This is a genomic window from Tetragenococcus muriaticus DSM 15685 (assembly GCF_000423785.1).
Lineage (GTDB): Bacteria > Bacillota > Bacilli > Lactobacillales > Enterococcaceae > Tetragenococcus > Tetragenococcus muriaticus.
Genome location: NZ_AUIQ01000042.1, coordinates 1 through 19,241 on the forward strand (window position 1 = coordinate 1; position 19,241 = coordinate 19,241).

Below are 19,241 nucleotides of genomic sequence, written 5' to 3' on the forward strand. Positions count from 1 at the left end.
CATGCTTAAACGCGTAGACAGAACTACAGGAGGAAATAGCACAATCCCATGTGGATCCTTTCCACTGACTATTATATCTCAGGAACCACACAATATCGAAACAAGATCCCAAACGCCCTCCGCTCGTTCAAGAATCACGAGCTGCGCGGAGCTCCGCTCCTTGCCTTGGCGAGCAAAGCTCGCTTTAACAAAAGGGAAACATTGTGTTGCTTAAAGCTTTTATTGATTAATGTTATTTATTTTATTTTCAAAGAACCAGAATGTTTGCATCAGAGATGATGCTTATAAATATATTTTACGAGGAGGATCTATCATGGCAAGGCAAATGAAAGCTTTAAAACTGTTTTTTCGTAATGGCGAAACTTGGACGATCGATCGTCGGCATATCGGAGACTTGTGGATTAAACAAGTAACTACAAGCTACGGTAGAATTAATGGGAGTGATTTTGTAGAAATTCATCCATGCGCAGCTTTTAAGATGGAAGTTTATCAAGAAGGCGACCATGTTGCAACTTCTGACATTAACTTAGGCGGTCTTGAAATGGGGATGTTTTCTAGAGCATTGAAGTATCAAGATATTGAATATATGCAAATTCTTTATCAAAATGGAGAGCCAGATACGGTATATTTCCCGTATAAAGATAAAGATGAAGAAGGACTAGACAATGTTAACCAAACAACAAAAGTCAGCGAATCAACGCAAAATCTTTATATTGTGATTGACCCTAATAATACGGTGGATGATATTTATAGTGATTATTTAGCTTAATAACATCTATTTAGGGCCTGTGACATAAGTTCTTTTGATAGTAGAATAGCCGAACTATAGAGAGGTTGCTCCTGCGGTTACTCGTCGCAAATCCATAACGAGTAACAAATTTCCTCCAATATCGTTCGGCTGTTTTAACTTGATTTTACTTATGTCATAGGGCCGTTTCTTTGTTAAAAAATTTAGAAAAAGAGAACAATAATGGCCAATAAAAGAAAAAAGACAAGACCAAAAACAGTTAAAACGCTATTTGCTTCTTTACTATTTCTTATTGTATTTACAGCTACGGCTGGAAATGTTGATTTATCACGTATTGATTTAAGTGATTTTAGTTCTATTGTCGAGGCATTTGAAAACACAAATACTTTATCCGATTATCCACAATTAGATTCACTTCCAGAATATAATGGAGAAGAGGAAGTTGTCACTTTAAATGACAACCATCCTTTTTTTAGTGGAGAAGAATTGTCATTAAATGATGGTACATGGCAGGCTTTTTCTGATTTGGATACTATGAATCGTGTCGGGCAAGCAAATGCAATGTTACATAAAAAGATGATGCCAGAAAAAGAGCGTGGAGACATTGCGCAGGTTTATCCATCGGGTTGGAAACAAAAGAAAACTACAGAAGGTCAGTGGTTATATAATCGTTCTCATTTGATTGGTTTTCAACTAACAGGAGAAAATGACAATTGGAAAAATTTGTTTACAGGAACCCAACAGATGAATCAGGGCCCTATGAGAGAATATGAAGAAGAAGTAGCTACTTACTTAGAAGAATCTGATCATCATGTTCGTTACCGGGTGACGCCTTTATTTAAAGAGGATGAATTGGTGCCTAGGGGTGTTGAGATGGAAGCTCAAAGCGTTGAAGACGATCAGCTAGAATTTAATATTTATATATATAACGTGCAAGAAGGTTATCAAATTAATTACGAAACGGGCGCCTCAAAGAAAACCTCATAATGTTTTAGAAACTGAGATAAAAATTTTCCATGGATATGGGGAGAAAATTTTTATCTCAGTTTTTTATTTTTTGATTGATATATTACAAATAATATAAAATATAAATTGATAACAAACAATTGTTTGTTAAAAAAAGTTCATTATAAATGTTGATATAACAGTAATAGTTATTTCGCATCTTTTGCTTCCTTCTTTTTTAAATAACAAAGCTATTTTTGAAAGTATAAATTTTGTCATCTTTTTTTACTAAATTGTAATGAATTGTTACTTTTTTTTTACACATGAAATACGAAACAATGGTACATTATCAATTGTAAATTACAACACATCATATAGAAAGATTTTGGAGGATTATAAAAAATGAAAATGAGTAAAACTTTGTTATTTAGTACAGTATTAATGGCAGGAGCAACTTTAGCGGTTGGTACAAGCAATGCGAATGCAGATGAAGTTTATACTGTTCAATCAAACGATTCATTGTCAAAAATTTCAAACAAATTTGCAGGCGATAATAGTTTAATTAATCAAATTGCAGAAGACAACAATATCGAAAATGCAAACATCATCTTTGCTGGAACTCAATTGACTATTCCTACTGATGATTCTAATAGTAAAAAAGCACCAGTACAACAAGAAGAAAAGACAGAACAACCAGCTCAACAACGGGTTCAACAACAACAAGTTCAACAACCGGCTGCTGAAGAACAAGAGTCAAATTCTAACCAATCTTATTCAGGAGATTCCTCTTCTGCTAAAGAATGGATTGCACAAAGAGAATCTAGCGGTTCTTATTCTGCAACCAATGGTCGTTATATTGGTCGTTATCAATTAGATGCTTCTTACTTAAATGGAGACCACTCTCAAGCTAACCAAGAAAGAGTAGCTGATCAATATGTTAATGATCGTTATGGTTCTTGGGCTGGAGCGAAAACTTTCTGGCTATCAAATGGTTGGTACTAATTCATAAAACTAACGGGTAATAAATGGCTCTATCTTCGGATAGGGCTTTTTATTTTGCAAAAAAGTATTAATAAGTAAAAAACCTACCAAACAAGCAATAAATTAGCTGTTTAGTAGGTGGATACTTTTATTATTTCGTTTCACGATGTAACGTAACTTTTCTTTCACGTGGACAATATTTTCTTTTTTCCAAACGATCTGGATTGTTACGTCGATTTTTACTTGTTAAATAATTACGTTCTTTGCAAGAAGTGCATTCTAAAGTAATGTTAACTCGCATAGATTTTCCCTCCTATAATTCGTTATGCCAATTTTTGGCCTTAATTATCATATCATGTTTATAGATAAAATTCTAGATTTTTGTACAAAAATGTTAAGTAAGTTTGCTTGACACAAATTTTTCATATATGATTCGATTCGAAAATGATAGAATAGAATTATGTTGTTTTGAATAAATAGAAAATTTTTAACTGGAGTGTAAACAATGGATAAAGAGCTATTACGCCAAAGGGGATTGGAACGATTGAAATATCTAGCCAATCATTTAGATAAAAAACAAGAAAAAGAAAAACAAATTACTGCTTTGCTTTTTCATTCGCAATTATGGAAAGAAGCTAAAACAATTGCTATGGTACGTTCCCAATCTTTTGAATTTAATACACAACCCATTATGGACAAAGCGTTACAACAAGGAAAAAGAGTTACGATACCTAAAACTTTGTCGAATCGTCAACTAGAATTTTTTGAAGTGGATGAATATACAACGTATCAATTTTCTAATTTTGGCATTGAAGAGCCTCATAATGATAGCCTTATAAATAAAGAAAATATCGATTTGATGTTAGTGCCGGGGTTGATTTTTTCTAAGAAGGGGTATCGCATTGGTTTTGGCAAAGGATATTATGATCGTTTTTTGGCGGATTTTGAGGGAAAAACTTGTGGTTTAGCCTTTGCCGAACAATTGAATAACGATTGGCAACCAGAAAGTTTTGATCAGCCTGTTTCGCGAATCTATACAGATACTCTTGAAAGGAGCTTTGTTTATGGGTAATGTACGTCTTCGTCGTTGGCTTAATCAGCCGATTGTTACTTATTTATTTTTAGGTTTACAAACGCTGGTTTTTATCGTTGCTTACTTTTTTCCAGGTATGATTGAGTCTCAAGGGGCCATGTTTGGTCCTTTTGTAGTGTATTATTCTCAATATTGGCGGTTTATTACGCCTATATTTATTCATTTTGGGTTAATGCATTTTGCAGTAAATTCTGTTGTATTATATTTTATGGGAGCTCGTTTAGAAGCAATGTACGGGCATTTACGTTACTTCTTTATTTATCTTTTAAGCGGTATTTCCGGCAACTTACTAAGTTTTGCACTAAATGAAGCCGGTGTACAATCTGCTGGCTCTAGTACAGCATTATTTGGTTTATTTGGTGCTTTTGTGGTCTTAGGTATACATTATAAAAATAATTACGCCATTCAAGTGTTAGTACGACAATTCACTTTATTTATTGGAGTCAGTTTGCTTTTTAACTTAATTGATAGTTCTGTAGATATTTGGGGGCATATTGGTGGTTTACTTGGAGGTCTTCTTTTAGGGAATGTGTTTGGACTACCACAACGTTTACGCGATTATTCGATTCATATCCGTATTATTTCTGGCATTGGTTTTGCATTTTTGGTGGTCATTTGCTTGATATATGGTTTTAAAAAATATCAATTACTAGTATAATATTTAGGAAGTGTATATATGGAAAGTCTTTATGATGTACAGCAACTATTAAAACGTTTTGGTATTATTGTTTATGTGGGAAAACGGATCTACGATATCGAACTCATGAGTATTGAATTAAAAAAACTCTTTGAAGCTCGGTTAATCGATCAAGAGACCTATTTAAACGCTAAAAACATTTTAGTAAGAGAACATCGTATTGAAGAAAGTAGGGAGGATCAATAAGTGACTGATAAAAAAATTATGGGGATTGATCTAGGTGGTACAACCGTAAAGTTTGCTATTCTAACAAAAGATGGTGAAATTCAACAAAAATGGAGTATACAAACCAACATATTAGATGAGGGCGCGCACATTGTTCCAGATATTGTAGAGTCCATTAATCGTCATTTGCATTTATATAATATGAGCGCAGAAGACTTTCTTGGTATCGGCATGGGAACTCCTGGAAGTGTTGATCGAAACAAGGGAACTGTCGTTGGTGCTTATAATTTAAACTGGAAAACAACCCAACCGGTAAAAGAGCAAATTGAAAAAGGAACAGGTATTACATTTACACTGGATAATGATGCTAATGTCGCAGCTTTAGGTGAACGTTGGCAAGGTGCTGGGGATAATGCGTCTGATGTGGTATTTATCACACTAGGAACAGGCGTTGGCGGTGGTATTGTAATGGAAAATGAACTTTTACACGGAGCTGCTGGGTGTGCTGGTGAAATTGGGCATATTACGGTAGACCCTAATGGTTTTGAATGTACTTGTGGAAAAAAAGGATGCTTAGAAACAGTTGCTAGTGCTACAGGAATTGTTCGAGTAGCTCGTCAGCTTTCAGAAGAGTATGCGGGGCCTTCGACGTTAAAACAACGTTTAGATGACGGAGAGGAATTGACCAGTAAAGATATTTTTGAACTTGCTGAAGCAGAGGATCCATTTGCCTTAATGGTAGTGGACCATATTTGTTTTTATTTAGGACTAGCCTGTGGGAATATTGGGAACCTTTTGAATCCGTCGGCATTAATATTAGGTGGAGGTGTTTCGGCCGCTGGAGAGTTACTTCGTAGCAAGGTGTCAAATTATTTTAAACAATTTACTTTCCCTCAAGTAACCGAAAGTACACAAATAAAATTAGCGCAACTAGGAAACGATGCAGGAATTATTGGCGCAGCTTCACTAGCATTGAAATTAGAAAGGTGACAAATCATGAATTTTTTGCAAACTTTGACACTTATTTTAGCAGCTATTTTAATCGCTATAGGGGTTAATTGGTTATATTTTTATATTCAAGGAAGAAGATCGGCCACGATTATTGACCAAGAAACATTCCGCCAAGGGATGAGGAAAGCGCAAGTGATTGATGTTCGCGAGAAAAAAGAGTTTGACGGTAGCCATATTCTAGGGGCAAGAAATATTCCTTATACTTTATTAAATAACTCAATGGCATCTATTCGAAAGGACTTGCCTGTATACTTATATGATACAGGAAAATCATTAAGCGTGCGTGCAGCAAATAAGTTACGCAAAAACGGGTATACGGATATTTATATTTTAAAAGAAGGCTTTAATGGCTGGCAAGGGAAGAAAAAATCTAAAAAAACAGTATAAAAAAACAAGACCCTATCTGTAGTGACCGCTTAAAAAGTTCGTTTAAAGACTAACTTTGGGCGGGCTCATACAATTAGGTCTTGTTTTTTTATTTATCTAGCAAAGCTTTTGCGACGAGCTTTTTTGCGATTTGCTTCGATCATCGCTTCTTTTTCTTCGATTGGTTCGATCACTTGCTTTTTAACCGTTTTTACCAAGCAAGCAGTAGCGGCGGTTGTTGCTAAAGAGCCAACAATAAAACCAAAAGTAAATTTTTTCATTCATATTCACCTCATTTATTCATCTTTCTTTCATTATGAACGAAGTGGACAGATTTGAAAAGTAATATACCTAGATTTGTACAATAAACTTTTTGAGAAAGTTTATTAGATATTTTATAGTATATATATAATGTTTAAAAGTATTAGAAATAAACTTAAGGAGAAAGAACAACATGACAGTTTTAGTATTAGGCGGTGCTGGCTATATTGGCTCGCACGCTGTAGAGCAATTAATTCGAAAAGGATATGAGGTAGCTGTAATTGATAATTTGTTAACGGGCCATCAAGCAGCGCTTCATTCAGAAGCAACCTTTTATAAAGGAGACATTCGAGATCAAGAATTTGTACGTTCCATCTTTGCTAAAGAAAGTATCGAAGGAGTTATCCACTTCGCTGCCAGTTCATTAGTGGGCGAATCTGTTGAAAAGCCATTAAAATATTTCAATAATAATGTTTCAGGCACTGAAATTATACTAGAAGTGATGCAAGAATTTGGAGTAAAACATATTGTCTTTTCTTCAACAGCAGCGACATATGGCGAACCTGAAGAATATCCTATTACTGAAAAAACACCCACAAATCCCAAAAATCCTTATGGGGAAAGTAAACTGATGATGGAAAAAATGATGCGTTGGTGTGATGAAGCCTATGGGATAAAATTTGTCGCGTTACGTTATTTCAATGTAGCGGGTGCTAAGGCAGATGCGTCGATTGGTGAAGACCATCATCCTGAAACTCATTTGGTTCCTATTATTTTACAGGTAGCGCTTGGACAAAGGGAGCAATTAGCTATTTTTGGCGATGATTATAACACGGAAGATGGTACTTGTGTTCGAGATTATGTACATGTAGAAGATTTGATTGCGGCGCATATTTTAGCTTTAGAATACTTAAAAGCGGGGAATAATAGTGATGTTTTCAATTTAGGTAGCAATTCGGGTTATTCTGTTAAACAGATGTTAGAAGCAGCCAGACAAGTGACAAATAAAGAAATTCCAGCTCAAGTAGCGCCAAGGCGTGCAGGAGATCCTGCGACTTTAGTTGCTGCTAGTGATAAGGCCAAAACAATTTTAGGTTGGCAACCTCAATATACGAATATAAAAGAAATTATTGAAACAGCATGGAAGTGGCAAATAAACAATCCGCACGGTTACCAAGAAAAAGGAGATGTAAAAGATGCTTAGTCAAACAATTACTGATTTTGCAACATTAGCTATTGCTTCTGGTGGTTGGATGGAAATGGATCGTGTATACTTACAAAATCGCGTCTTGGGTATGATTGGTAAGACAAAATTGGAACCAACTGAAATTCGAAAGTCACCCAAAACCTCTTTACAACTAAAGGATGAATTGTTAGAAGCAGCGAAAACGAATCAGATGATAGGTTCTTCAAATTCAGAGCAAGAGGTTTTTGCTGCACAATTAATGGATTTTTTAACACCGCCACCTTCTGTGGTAAATGCGTTTTTTGCACAGTTTTATTCAAAAGATCCGCAGAGTGCTACTGATTACTTTTATCAACTATGTAAAAAAAATGATTCAGTTAAAACACGAAATATCGCTGAAAATATTGATTTTTCAGTTGAAACAGCATATGGAGAATTAGGTATTTCACTTAACGCGACAAAAGATAACGCATCAGTTTTTCATGAAGAAGCTCTTTCTGATAGTATTCCTAAGTGTCAGTTATGTATGGAAACTGAAGGGTATAAAGGCAGGAGTAACTTTCCGGCACGAACCAATCAACGAATTATCCGTATGAATTTAGATGGTGAATCTTGGGGATTTCATTATCTACCAGAAGGTTATTACAATGAACATTGTATTATCGCTTCAGAGCAACATCGTCCTTTAGAAATTACAAAGCGAACATTTGAACGTTTATTAAGAATTGTAGAAGTCCTACCTCATTATTTTATTGGTTCTAGTGCTGATTTAGGGAATGATAACGGCGCTTACCTCGCTCACGATCATTATCAAGGGGGACGCCAACATTTTGCTATAGAAAACGCGAATATGAAACAGTGCTTTTCTTTTACCGATTTTCCTAATGTTACTGTTGGAATCTTACAATGGCCATTATCTGTTCTTCGTTTACAAAGTGAAAATAAGGATGAAATTGCACAAGCAGCTTATAGGATTATGAATAAGTGGAAGGAATATTCGAATGAGGATTTAAGTATTTTTGCTTATTCAGCAGATGGAACTCCCCATCATACGGTTACTCCAATTGCTAGAAAAACGTCAACGGGATTTGAATTAGATATAGTTCTGCAAGATAATAATACTTCGGAGAAATATCCAGAAGGGATTTTCCATCCTCATAAAGAGGTGCAACATCTTAAAAAAGAAAATATAGGCTTAACTGAGGCTCAAGGTTTAGCGATATTGCCAGGTCATTTAGCAAATGATTTACAAGAAGTAATGCATTACCTTTTGGATGAAGAAAATGATATGGTTTTTGAACACAAGGACTGGGCTGATCAAATAAAAGCTAATCATAACGTAACAAAAGAAAACGCAGAAGAAGTTTTGCAAAAAGAAGTCGGTCAAGCATTTATTCAAGCTTTAGAAGACGCGAGTGTCTTTAAGCAAGATGAAAAAGGGCAAACTGGATTTGAACAATTTGTTGCTGCTTGTAACTTTAGTTAGGTAACATTGTGATATAAGTGAAATAAAACACCTAAACGATACTTGAAGAAGTTTGCTAGTTAATTGAAGCATATTTATGACAATTTCTTTATCGTTTAGGTGTTTTATATGCAATAAACTTATATTGCAATATTACTTTTCATTACATTTTCAAAGATCCTTCACTTAGCCCTGCAATAAAATACTTTTGTAAGGAAATAAAAAGAAGGATAATCGGGATAATGGCTAAGATCAAACCAGTTAATGCAAGCTCCCATTGAGTGGTGAATTCGCCAAAGAAAGAATATAATTCTAAGGGCAGCGTGCGCATTCCTTCTTGGTTAACAACTAATGAAGGAAGCAAGTAATCATTCCAAATTTTCATACCATTTAAAATGATAACGGTTACGGTCGTTGGCTTTAAAATAGGTAAAATGATACGAAAGAAAATAGCCATACGACTGGCACCGTCAATATTTGCTGCATCATCTAAATCTGTTGAAATGCTACGCATAGCTCCATAATAAAGATAAACGGATAAACTAACAGAAAAGCCGATATTCATAATTGTTAATCCTGTACGATTTAATAAATTTAGTTGCCCAAAGACATTGATTAGAGGGATCATGATTGCCTGGAAAGGGATTAACATGGTTACACCACAAAAGTAATAAATAAAGGTACTTAGTTTTGTATTACGACGGTGTAATACATAAGCAGCCATCGCACTAAATAATACAGTAAGTCCTACGCTAGCTACAGTAATAATAAGTGAATTGCCAAAACCAGAGAGGTAATTCATCGCTGTAAAAGAATTGGGATAATTTGCTAATGTGATTTCTTTTGGAATTCCGATCACATTAGATAAGATTTCAGTACGTGTTTTAAATGAATTAATAAAAATTAAAAAGAAAGGATACAGCCAGCTAAGCGATAATACAGTAGCTAGGAAAATGATGAGCCATTTGTTGAAATCCAATTGTTTTTTCATACGTCCATCTCCCGCTTTCTAGATAAGTACAATTGAAAGACTGTCACAATAGTTACAATGATAAAAAATAAGACGCCCTTTGTTTGGGCATAACCTTGGCTATATTCTTGAAAGGCCGTGTTATAAATGTTCATTGCTAACGTTTCTGTAGAACCAAACGGTCCGCCGTTTGTTAAGGTTAAGTTCAAATCATAAAGACGAAAAGCGTTTGTTAATGTGAGAAACAAACTGATAGTAAAGGCCGGGGCGACGGTAGGAAATTGGATGTACCAAAACATCTGCCAAGCATTTACGCCGTCCATCTTAGCCGAATCAATAACGGATGAGCTAATCGAAGTTAAAAACGAAATATAAATCAGCATGACATAGCCACTCATTTGCCAAACAAAAACAATGACTAAAGCCCAAAAACCTGAAACACTGGTGGCTAGCCAATTATCAAAAAAGGGGATGCCTGTAGCGCTTCCAATAGCAGAAAAGGCTTGTATAAAAATAAATTGCCAAATAAAACCTAAAATAACGCCACCTATTAGGTTAGGGATAAAAAAGGTTGTTCGTAAAAAAGTAGCAAATTTTCCTTTAATACTAGTAACAAGCAACCCTAAAGCTAAGCCAATAATATTCACTAAAAGAACGGAAATAATCGAAAACCAGAAGGTAACGCTTATGCTTTCTAGAAAACGTTGATCGCTAAACAGTTCTTTGTAATTTGTTAAACCGATAAAAGACATTGTTAACCCATTAGAATTGGTAAATGAAGTGTAAATTCCATAAATAAATGGTAGAACAATGACGAGCAGTAAACTAACTAAAACAGGGGCTAAAAAAAGCCAATAGGTTTTTTTCATGTTTTTGTAATGGTTCATAAAAATCATCTCCTGCAAAAGAGTCATAGATTAATCGACAGTTTGTACTTTTCTCATTTGTTCAAAATCTGCTGAAGTCCGTTTAGTGAATTCTTTCCAGCTAAGTTGTCCTGCTAAATATTTTTGAAAATTAGGAGCTAAAGAAGCTCGTAAAAATCCGTAGGGTTCTTGCTTATAAGTCATAGGTGCAGCTTGATCGTCTAAAACTTCTTGATATAGTTGACGGGAAACAGGCGCAGAAATTTCATTTATATCCACGTCTTTTGTAGGGGGAACTAATTGAAATTCGTCTGCAATAATTTTCTTTCCTTCTTCACTTGTATATAAAAATTCTAGAAAGTCGATCGCTGCTTGGACTTCTGGCTCATCTTTTGTTTTATTTACACCGATAACCCAATTTGAACCAGCTACATTTCTTCCTGGTAAATCATCGTCAGCAAAAACAGGTAAGATCCCTAACTTTTCTTGTACAAAGGAAGGATCCATATCATTGAGAGCTGGAACAATCCAATTTCCTTGATGGATCATAGCTACGTTATCATTGAAAAATAAGTCTTCTACCGAATGAGTATGCGTCATAGTAACCACAGGTTGTACGGTATGTTGGTTGATTAAGTCCGTGTAATCTTTCATTCGCTCGCCATTTTCCCAAGTTAGTTCTGTAGCGTTAAAGGCTGTATTATTATCATCGTCAAATTCAGAAGCTACAAAATTGGCGAAAAAATGATTAGCGATATTTTCATCTTCTCCCTCATAAGCAAATACTTCAGTAATGCCTAGTTCTTCCTTTTTATTGTCTAGAATTTCGACAGCTTGTTTAAAGTCAGCGAAGCTTTGAATTTCATTAGCCTCGATACCAGCTTGCGCAAAAATTTCACGATTATACATAAAGCCGAAGCCTTCAATTCCCATAGGCAATGCTAGTATGTGATCATTTAATGTACCAGCGCCTAATAGTTGGGGTAACATTTCCCTAGTAAGGTTTTGGTTGTCCATTTCAAGTAAGTAGTCTTTATAAAAATCAATGTCTGGTAAACCACCTAGCATCATCATTGTGGGAGCATTGCCGGAAGTAAATTTGGACAATAGGGCGGCGCCACCATCTCTAGAGGTAACAGTAGTAATAGTAACGTCAACATCAGGGTTTTCTTTTTCAAAAGCTTCGCCAACGTTACGTAATCCTTGAGCAATTTCGGATTTTTGATTAAAAAATTCGATTTCGATCTTTTGCTGATCATTTGAGTTATTAAAAAAGCTAAAACCACTTAAAAAAAGAAAAGTCACACCGAGAAAAACGCTAAATAGGACTTTTGGTATTGGTTTCATTTTCATTCTCATCCTCTCTATTCTTAATTTTTCGCTGGAGGTAGGCCACTTTGAAACTTTGATAAGAAAAATAATATATTCTATAGTTTTATATTACCCTAAAATCGCATTTGATAGCAATGAATGCGTTTAACTTACAAAATAAAATAACATATAAGTTTGGAAAAAGCTATTATAATGAATTTTAAAGATGTTGTTTTTTCTAACAGAGTGATTATTCAAAGGTTGAATATTATAGTGATCCAAATCTTGTTAAAACAAGTATCCTAGTTTCTTTTACTAATTCGTGATAAAATATGGAAAGATTTCAAAAGAAGGGGAAAGTGAATGAACGTACTTGCAATAGACACCTCGAACCAAACAATGGCTGTCGCTATTACACAAGATCAATTGATCTTAGGACAGATGCAAACAATGATAAGTAAAACACATAGTAAAACGTTAATGCCAGCCATCGATACCTTGATGAATAATGTTGGTCTATTGCCTGATCATTTGGACCGGATTGCTGTAGCCCAAGGACCAGGTTCTTACACAGGTTTGCGCATTGGTGTAACGACGGCTAAAACCTTAGCCGATACATTATCAGCTGAGTTAGTAGGCGTTTCTAGTTTAAAAGTTATTGCGGCTAATTGTATTAATGAAAAGGATTGGATTGTTCCGTTTTTTGACGCTCGCCGGAACAATGTCTATGCTGGTGTTTATCAATGGCGCAATCATGAATTAGTTAATGTGTTAGCGGACCAGCATCTTTCATTCGAGGAACTATCGAATTATTTAAAGGGTCATTCGTGTTACTTTGTTGGAGCAGATGTCCAAAAGTTTCAAGCAATGATTGAAGAGACGTTACCTTTAGCAAAAATAAATTCAATAGTTGAGTGGAATTATCCTAGTGGCGTAGTTCTTAGTCAGTTAGCTCAGAAAGAAGAGCCTGTAGCAAATATTCATCAATTTTTACCGAACTATTTGAAACGAGTAGAAGCTGAAGAAAAATGGTTACAAACCCATCAAAATGGAGCGAAAGATTATGTTGAAAAGATTTAGATCTGCATTTTCTGCTTTTCATCACAAAGAGCGCTATATGAGTCATGAGCAAGAAATTGCGGAAAAAAAGTATGTTGTACGTGAAATAACCTCAGAGGATATAAAAGATCTATTAAAATTAGAGCGGGAAGTTTATACTGGAGAAACTCCTTGGCCGCGTAGCGCTTTTTTAACAGAATTGCATTCGAGTTACAGTCATTTATATTTATGTGTCTTATACCAAAATAAAATCGTAGCTTTCATTGGTGGGCGTGTTTTTTTTGGTGATACACATATTACACATATAGCTGTGCATCCTGATTTTCAAAGATTAGGTATTGCCTCTTTTTTGTTGCAGGAAATAGAAGCTTTTGCATATCGTCAGCATTGTCAGACGCTTTCTTTAGAGGTACGTATCAGCAATATTGATGCGAAAAGGTTGTACAGAAAGTCCGGGTACGAGGCAAAAAAACGCTTGGCGAATTACTATAGAAAGGGTAATGAAGACGCCCTTTATATGGTAAAGAGGGTAGAATGATGCGTTTAGTCAATGAGTGCTTTTTTACCAGTGAGAAACTAGCGAATTTTTTATTTACTTTGTCTAATGAAAGTTATACATTTGGTTCGCCTTGGTCCAAAGAACAGTTCAAAATAGATATTGGCAGTGAACAAAGTGGTTATTTAATCCTTGAAGAAGAAAAGGTCGTGGCTTATCTTTGCTATCACCAGTTTTTAGATGAAATGGAAATTTTTAATTTTGCTATTTCTCCACAAGCGAAAAGAAAAGGCTACGGAAATTTTTTGCTTAATCGTTTAAATCAATTGGCTTTAGCGGAGCAGGTAGAACAAATTATTTTAGAAGTCCGCCTATCCAATAAGGCGGCTCAAGAATTATATTTAAAAAATGGTTTTGAAATAGTTTCTTCTCGGAAAAATTATTATATAAAGCCATGTGAAGATGCATTAGTAATGATAAAAAAAGTGAGGCCAGAACAAAAGAATGAGCGAATTGATATTAGGGATTGAAAGCAGTTGTGACGAGACAAGCGTCGCAGTTGTGAAAGATGGAAAGACGATTTTAAGTAATATTGTGGCATCGCAGATCAAAAGCCATCGACGTTTTGGCGGCGTGGTTCCGGAAGTGGCAAGTCGCCATCACGTGGAACAAATTACATATTGTATTGAAGAAGCTTTACAAGTAGCGGAAGTCCAAAAAGAAGATTTGACAGCTGTTGCTGTTACTTATGGCCCTGGTTTAGTGGGGGCTTTATTAATTGGAGTACAAGCTGCTAAAGCTTTTGCTTGGGCAAACCAATTGCCGTTAATACCAGTGAATCATATGGCAGGACACATTTATGCTGCTTGTTTTGAGCAAGACTTGCAATTTCCTTTATTAGCTTTAGTGGTCAGTGGAGGACATACTGAATTGGTTTACATGAAAGAAGATGCATCTTATGAAGTGATCGGCGAAACACGGGATGACGCTGCAGGAGAAGCATACGATAAAGTAGGCCGCGTGATGGGATTAAGCTACCCGGGAGGAAAAGAAATTGATCGTTTGGCTCACTTAGGAAAGGATCGGTATCAATTTCCTCGAGCTATGCTTCACGAAGATAATCTTGACTTTAGTTTTAGCGGTCTAAAAAGCGCATTTATTAATCTTGACCATAATGCAAAACAACGAGGCGAAACCCTGTCACAAGAAGATTTAGCGGCTAGCTTTCAAGCTAGCGTGGTAGAAGTCTTAGTTACTAAAACAATACGTGCTGCTAAGAACTATCCAGTTAAACAGTTGGTTGTTGCTGGCGGTGTAGCTGCAAATCAAGGTTTACGAGAAACGATGCAGCAAAAAGTAGAAGAACAATTATCAGAAACGAATCTGATTATTCCTTCTTTGCGTCTTTGTGGAGATAATGCTGCGATGATTGCAGCAGCAGGCCATGTCGAGTTTGCTCAAAATAAGTTAGCTAGCTTAGATCTTAATGCTTGTCCAAGTTTGAGTTTTTAAAGTTTAAATTGCATTTAAGAAACGGTGCAACTACTATAATCTAGAGTTGTTTTGAAAAACTTACCCTAGATTGGTATTTTCTAGAGTTACTATCTTATTTACACTCTAGTTTCTTCGTTTTCTAGAGCTACTTTGAGAAACTTACGCTAGTTTTGTTATAATCTAGAGCTACTTTGCCAATCTGACTCTAGTTTTCTTTCTTTCTAGAGCTACTTTTAAAAACGAGCTCTAGTTTTACGATTTATTTTGTTGCTCAATTGTTCACTATAAACATAACAGTTGAAAAAAGTGAAAAAATATTGTATACTACTCAAGGTGTCTGGAAAGGACCCAAATCCACATCTTTTCGTAATCTGCGAAGTGGTGCTGAAACATTTCAGTTCTTCAATGAGAGGATCGAATAAGAGAGGAAAATAAAACCACACGGAGGAATGAACATGGCAGTATTAAGTATGAAACAATTATTAGAATCCGGCGTACATTTTGGTCACCAAACACGCCGCTGGAATCCGAAGATGAGAAAATACATCTTCACTGAAAGAAACGGTATCTATATTATTGACTTGCAAAAAACAGTCAAATTAGTAGATGCAGCTTATGAATATATGAGAGGCGTTGCTGAAGAAGGTGGCGTTGCTTTATTCGTAGGAACGAAAAAACAAGCACAAGATTCAATTAAAGAAGAAGCAATCCGCGCTGGTCATTATTACGTTAACCACCGCTGGTTAGGCGGAACATTGACAAACTGGGAAACAATTCAAAAACGAGTTGCTCGTCTAAAAGATATTAATCGTATGGAAGAAGACGGCACATTTGAAGTCCTTCCTAAAAATGAAGTTGTTGGATTAAATAAAGAACGCGATCGTTTAGAAAAATTCATCGGCGGTATCGCTGATATGCCTAGAATTCCTGATGTTATTTACATTGTAGACCCTAGGAAAGAACGTATTGCTGTTAAAGAAGCTCAAAAATTGGATATTCCAATTGTTTCAATGGTCGATACAAACTGTGACCCTGATGAAATTGACGTAGTTATTCCTTCAAATGATGACGCAATCCGTGCCGTTAAATTGATTACACAAAAAATGGCAGACGCATTAATTGAAGGTAATCAAGGGGAAGATGAAGTAGAAGAAGAAGACTTCGAAGCAGATGAAAATACCGAAGAGGTAGCAGACACTCCTTCCATCGAAGAAATGGTGGATGTAGTTGAAGGAAATAATCAATCAGCTGAATAATGATTGAATAGCGGAGCTGTTTCAAAGGCTGGGCAAAAAGCTGCACTCTCCTTTGAAATAGCTTTTTTAAAAATGATGAGTGATGAATAAATACACCAGGAGGAATTACTAAATGGCAAATATTTCTGCAAAATTAGTTAAAGAACTACGCGACAAAACAGGCGTAGGTATGATGGACGCTAAAAAAGCATTAGTTGAAGTTGAAGGCGATATGGAAAAAGCAATTGATTCTTTACGTGAAAAGGGAACAGCTAAAGCAGCTAAAAAAAGTGAACGTGTAGCAGCAGAAGGCCTGTCTTCTGTAGCTATTCAAGGGAATACAGCAGCTATTGTAGAAGTCAATTCAGAAACCGATTTTGTTTCTAAAAATGATAAATTCCAAAACCTTGTGAAAGAGATTGCTGAAGTAGTTGCAAAAAATAAACCAGCAGATATGGATGAAGCAATGAAATTAGAAACTTCTAATGGAACCGTAGATTCTGCATTGGTCGATGCTACCCAAGTAATTGGCGAAAAGATCAGTTTCCGTCGTTTTGAAGTGCTTGAAAAAACAGACAATGATGCTTTTGGTTCTTATTTGCACATGGGAGGAAGTATTGCTGTTTTAACTGTGTTAGAGGGTACAACAGACGAATCAGTTGCTAAAAATATAGCAATGCATATAGCTGCTATCAATCCTCGCTATATAAACGAAGAACAAATACCTCAAGAAGAATTAGAACATGAAAAAGGTATTTTGACAGAACAAGCAGAAAGCGAAGGCAAACCTGCAAATATTGTTGAAAAAATTGTCGAAGGACGCTTAAATAAATTTAAAGCGGAAATTTGTTTAGTAGACCAATCTTACGTAAAAGACCCTGATATGACAGTTGGTAAATATATAGAAGATAACAATGCTTCAGTTAATAGATTTGTTCGCTATGAAGTAGGCGAAGGAATTGAAAAACAAGAAGAAAATTTTGCAGATGAAGTAATGAACCAAGCAAAACAATAATGATTGGTTCCTGAAAAATAGGAACGCATGAAAATGCGCTCCTATTTTTTATGAGTCCCTTTGTTTTAACATAAATAAGTTATTTTTTATTATTTAAAGAAATAATGGAAAAGTTCATTAATGTTTAATCAATTATAGAAAATTGCGAGCAAGTGGAATTTTCAACTGCGCAATTAAGTTGGATATGCTACAATAATAATAGAGGATTTACGGAGGAATCATGAGCATGGAACCAAAATATCAACGTGTGGTACTAAAACTAAGCGGAGAAGCATTAGCTGGCGAAGATGGTTTTGGCATTAATCCGCCAACGATCCAAAAAATCGCTCAAGAGCTAAAAAAAGTGTATGAGTTGAATGTTGAATTAGCTATTGTCGTTGGTGGTGGCAATATTTGGCGTGGGCAAATTGGTGCTCAAGTTGGAATGGAGAGAGCACAAGCCGATTATATGGGAATGCTAGCAACCGTGATGAACGCTTTGGCGTTACAAGATACTTTGGAAAATGTAGGAGTGTCTACACGAGTGCAAACATCGATTGAAATGCGTCAAGTGGCAGAACCCTATATTCGTCGTCGGGCGGAACGACACCTTGAAAAAGGGCGCGTCGTTATTTTTGCTGGAGGCACAGGAAACCCTTATTTCTCAACAGATTCTACAGCTGCTTTACGGGCCGCTGAAATTAATGCTGATGTAATTTTGATGGCTAAAAATGGTGTTGACGGGGTTTATTCAGCTGATCCTAAAGAAGATGGACAAGCAGTGAAGTTTGAAGAGCTAACGCACTTAGAGGTCATTTCAAAAGGATTACAAGTCATGGATTCGACCGCAAGTTCTTTAAGCATGGATAATGACATCCCAGTGGTGGTATTTAATTTAAATGCTTCAGGGAATATCCAACGCGCCGTTATGGGGGAAAACATCGGAACAACTGTAAAGGGGAAATAAATCATGGCAGATAAAGTTTTTCAACAAGCAAAAGAAGATATGCAAAAAGCCGCGGAAAATCTGCAAAGACAACTTGGTCACATTCGTGCAGGACGTGCGAATGCAAGTTTATTAGATCATGTAAACGTTACTTACTATGGGGTACCGACCCCGCTAAATCAATTAGCTTCTATTACTATTCCTGAAGCGCGAGTATTGATGATAAAACCATTTGATAAATCTACTTTGTCAGAAATTGAAAAAGCTATTTTAGCTTCAGATATCGGTATTACGCCAACAAATGATGGTTCTGTCGTACGTTTAGTGATTCCTCAACTAACAGAGGAACGACGCAAAGAATTAGCAAAAGAAGTTGGTAAAGAAGCGGAAACAGCGAAAGTTGCTGTTCGTAATACTCGTCGTGAAGCATTAGATGAATATAAAAAGCAAGAAAAAAATAGTGATATCACAGAAGATGATTTAAAAGCTGTTGAAAAAGATATCCAAGATTTAACAGATAAAAATATCCAAGATATAGAAAAAATTTCTTCTGACAAAGAAAATGAACTATTAGAAATGTAAATTTTTTAAACAGAACTGTAATGGTTCTGTTTTTTTATATGTGTGCCAGGCATGGCATTTATCTAGCTGGTGAAAGTCCAGTCGCAGGTAGTTACCGCCAAGCGTAGCGAGCCACAAGCTGAAATCAGTGATGATGGGGTGAAGGAAGTGGTGTCGCAAATCTTTCAAGCCTACGAACAGGAACTTGATGAGGCTAAATGGTGGACAAGGCTGCATATCAAGCTGAAGTCCAAAAGGTAAACGTAAAACCAAGACAGTAAATCAAGAGGTTATGGAGAGAAAGATAAATGTCTTACCCTGGGAGCTCTTACGGACGTTTGTGAACGAACGGTCGAAAAAGGTTTGTCGTAAGAAGTCAGCTGAGGCCATA

The 19,241-nt window shown here is 35.9% G+C and carries 24 protein-coding genes; 19 read left to right on the forward strand and 5 right to left on the reverse strand.

Annotated features, from left to right (window positions below; all coding sequences use genetic code 11):
- The first annotated feature begins 313 nt into the window (after positions 1 to 313).
- The 3 genes from G577_RS0107220 (at position 314) to apf (ending at position 2,695) form a co-directional block, all read left to right on the forward strand.
- Entirely contained in the window at positions 314 to 769 is a 456-nt protein-coding gene (locus tag G577_RS0107220) for a hypothetical protein (RefSeq protein WP_028790642.1), read from the forward strand.
- A gap of 201 nt (positions 770 to 970) precedes the next feature.
- Positions 971 to 1,735, forward strand: a complete 765-nt coding sequence (locus tag G577_RS0107225) for a DNA/RNA non-specific endonuclease (protein WP_028790643.1) — start codon at positions 971 to 973, stop codon at positions 1,733 to 1,735.
- Positions 1,736 to 2,095: 360 nt separating this feature from the next.
- Positions 2,096 to 2,695, forward strand: a complete 600-nt coding sequence (gene apf, locus G577_RS0107230; RefSeq protein ID WP_028790644.1) for an aggregation-promoting factor — start codon at positions 2,096 to 2,098, stop codon at positions 2,693 to 2,695.
- 130 nt (positions 2,696 to 2,825) lie between these two features.
- Here the strand turns inward: apf and rpmG are convergent, their stop codons facing one another.
- Complete coding sequence (gene rpmG / locus G577_RS0107235; RefSeq protein ID WP_028790645.1) at positions 2,826 to 2,975, reverse strand: 50S ribosomal protein L33; 150 nt, start codon at positions 2,973 to 2,975, stop codon at positions 2,826 to 2,828.
- Positions 2,976 to 3,179: 204 nt separating this feature from the next.
- On the opposite strand from rpmG, the gene G577_RS0107240 reads away from it, so the two are divergent.
- The 5 genes from G577_RS0107240 to G577_RS0107260 are packed head-to-tail and all read left to right on the forward strand — an operon-like array spanning position 3,180 to position 6,027.
- On the forward strand, positions 3,180 to 3,746 hold the full coding sequence (locus G577_RS0107240) for a 5-formyltetrahydrofolate cyclo-ligase (protein ID WP_028790646.1): 567 nt from the start codon (positions 3,180 to 3,182) through the stop codon (positions 3,744 to 3,746).
- Positions 3,739 to 4,425: a rhomboid family intramembrane serine protease gene (locus tag G577_RS0107245; protein ID WP_028790647.1), complete on the forward strand. Its 687-nt coding sequence runs from the start codon at positions 3,739 to 3,741 to the stop codon at positions 4,423 to 4,425. The genes G577_RS0107240 and G577_RS0107245 overlap by 8 nt, the downstream gene beginning before the upstream one ends.
- An 18-nt stretch (positions 4,426 to 4,443) precedes the next feature.
- Positions 4,444 to 4,650, forward strand: a complete 207-nt coding sequence (locus tag G577_RS0107250) for a YqgQ family protein (protein WP_028790648.1) — start codon at positions 4,444 to 4,446, stop codon at positions 4,648 to 4,650.
- Between the two features lie 18 nt (positions 4,651 to 4,668).
- Positions 4,669 to 5,619, forward strand: coding sequence for an ROK family glucokinase (locus tag G577_RS0107255; protein WP_038023854.1), 951 nt, complete (start codon positions 4,669 to 4,671; stop codon positions 5,617 to 5,619).
- A 6-nt stretch (positions 5,620 to 5,625) separates the two neighbouring features.
- Positions 5,626 to 6,027: a rhodanese-like domain-containing protein gene (locus G577_RS0107260; RefSeq protein ID WP_028790650.1), complete on the forward strand. Its 402-nt coding sequence runs from the start codon at positions 5,626 to 5,628 to the stop codon at positions 6,025 to 6,027.
- Positions 6,028 to 6,119: 92 nt separating this feature from the next.
- Here G577_RS0107260 and G577_RS11840 read toward each other — a convergent pair whose 3' ends face one another.
- Positions 6,120 to 6,287 (reverse strand): DUF3042 family protein, encoded by a 168-nt coding sequence (locus G577_RS11840; protein WP_081675743.1) that lies wholly within the window; start codon positions 6,285 to 6,287, stop codon positions 6,120 to 6,122.
- Between the two features lie 173 nt (positions 6,288 to 6,460).
- On the opposite strand from G577_RS11840, the gene galE reads away from it, so the two are divergent.
- Positions 6,461 to 7,471 carry a UDP-glucose 4-epimerase GalE gene (gene galE, locus G577_RS0107270; protein ID WP_028790651.1) on the forward strand — a complete coding sequence of 337 codons (1,011 nt, stop codon included), beginning with the start codon at positions 6,461 to 6,463 and terminating at the stop codon, positions 7,469 to 7,471.
- Positions 7,464 to 8,939 carry a UDP-glucose--hexose-1-phosphate uridylyltransferase gene (locus G577_RS0107275; protein WP_028790652.1) on the forward strand — a complete coding sequence of 492 codons (1,476 nt, stop codon included), beginning with the start codon at positions 7,464 to 7,466 and terminating at the stop codon, positions 8,937 to 8,939. Before galE ends, G577_RS0107275 begins: the two co-directional genes overlap by 8 nt.
- A gap of 142 nt (positions 8,940 to 9,081) precedes the next feature.
- On the opposite strand, the gene G577_RS0107280 is transcribed toward G577_RS0107275, so the two are convergent.
- From G577_RS0107280 to G577_RS0107290, 3 genes are read right to left on the reverse strand one after another with little or no spacing between them, the layout of a single operon-like run.
- Positions 9,082 to 9,909 carry a carbohydrate ABC transporter permease gene (locus tag G577_RS0107280; protein WP_028790653.1) on the reverse strand — a complete coding sequence of 276 codons (828 nt, stop codon included), beginning with the start codon at positions 9,907 to 9,909 and terminating at the stop codon, positions 9,082 to 9,084.
- Positions 9,906 to 10,775, reverse strand: a complete 870-nt coding sequence (locus tag G577_RS0107285; protein WP_028790654.1) for a carbohydrate ABC transporter permease — start codon at positions 10,773 to 10,775, stop codon at positions 9,906 to 9,908. The genes G577_RS0107280 and G577_RS0107285 overlap by 4 nt, the downstream gene beginning before the upstream one ends.
- 30 nt (positions 10,776 to 10,805) lie before the next feature.
- The gene (locus G577_RS0107290) at positions 10,806 to 12,107 is read right to left on the reverse strand and encodes an ABC transporter substrate-binding protein (RefSeq protein ID WP_052074200.1); all 1,302 of its coding nucleotides are present in this window, start codon (positions 12,105 to 12,107) and stop codon (positions 10,806 to 10,808) included.
- Positions 12,108 to 12,428: 321 nt separating this feature from the next.
- Here G577_RS0107290 and tsaB point away from each other — a divergent pair, with 321 nt between their 5' ends.
- From tsaB to G577_RS12180, 9 genes are all read left to right on the forward strand, one after another.
- A complete protein-coding gene (gene tsaB, locus G577_RS0107295; protein WP_028790656.1) occupies positions 12,429 to 13,145 on the forward strand; it encodes a tRNA (adenosine(37)-N6)-threonylcarbamoyltransferase complex dimerization subunit type 1 TsaB in 717 nt (238 codons plus the stop codon).
- Entirely contained in the window at positions 13,114 to 13,662 is a 549-nt protein-coding gene (gene rimI, locus G577_RS0107300; RefSeq protein WP_231556802.1) for a ribosomal protein S18-alanine N-acetyltransferase, read from the forward strand. The genes tsaB and rimI (G577_RS0107300) overlap by 32 nt, the downstream gene beginning before the upstream one ends.
- The gene (rimI, locus tag G577_RS11230; RefSeq protein ID WP_231557743.1) at positions 13,659 to 14,150 is read left to right on the forward strand and encodes a ribosomal protein S18-alanine N-acetyltransferase; all 492 of its coding nucleotides are present in this window, start codon (positions 13,659 to 13,661) and stop codon (positions 14,148 to 14,150) included. The genes rimI (G577_RS0107300) and rimI (G577_RS11230) overlap by 4 nt, the downstream gene beginning before the upstream one ends.
- On the forward strand, positions 14,125 to 15,132 hold the full coding sequence (tsaD, locus tag G577_RS0107310) for a tRNA (adenosine(37)-N6)-threonylcarbamoyltransferase complex transferase subunit TsaD (protein WP_028790658.1): 1,008 nt from the start codon (positions 14,125 to 14,127) through the stop codon (positions 15,130 to 15,132). The genes rimI (G577_RS11230) and tsaD overlap by 26 nt, the downstream gene beginning before the upstream one ends.
- Positions 15,133 to 15,569: 437 nt before the next feature.
- Entirely contained in the window at positions 15,570 to 16,370 is an 801-nt protein-coding gene (gene rpsB / locus G577_RS0107315) for a 30S ribosomal protein S2 (RefSeq protein WP_028790659.1), read from the forward strand.
- A gap of 112 nt (positions 16,371 to 16,482) precedes the next feature.
- Entirely contained in the window at positions 16,483 to 17,364 is an 882-nt protein-coding gene (gene tsf, locus G577_RS0107320; RefSeq protein ID WP_028790660.1) for a translation elongation factor Ts, read from the forward strand.
- 220 nt (positions 17,365 to 17,584) lie between these two features.
- Positions 17,585 to 18,310 carry a UMP kinase gene (gene pyrH / locus G577_RS0107325; RefSeq protein WP_028790661.1) on the forward strand — a complete coding sequence of 242 codons (726 nt, stop codon included), beginning with the start codon at positions 17,585 to 17,587 and terminating at the stop codon, positions 18,308 to 18,310.
- A gap of 3 nt (positions 18,311 to 18,313) precedes the next feature.
- Positions 18,314 to 18,871, forward strand: coding sequence for a ribosome recycling factor (frr, locus tag G577_RS0107330; RefSeq protein WP_028790662.1), 558 nt, complete (start codon positions 18,314 to 18,316; stop codon positions 18,869 to 18,871).
- A gap of 69 nt (positions 18,872 to 18,940) precedes the next feature.
- Positions 18,941 to 19,111, forward strand: coding sequence for a hypothetical protein (locus tag G577_RS12180; protein ID WP_162141353.1), 171 nt, complete (start codon positions 18,941 to 18,943; stop codon positions 19,109 to 19,111).
- The last annotated feature ends 130 nt before the right edge of the window (positions 19,112 to 19,241 follow it).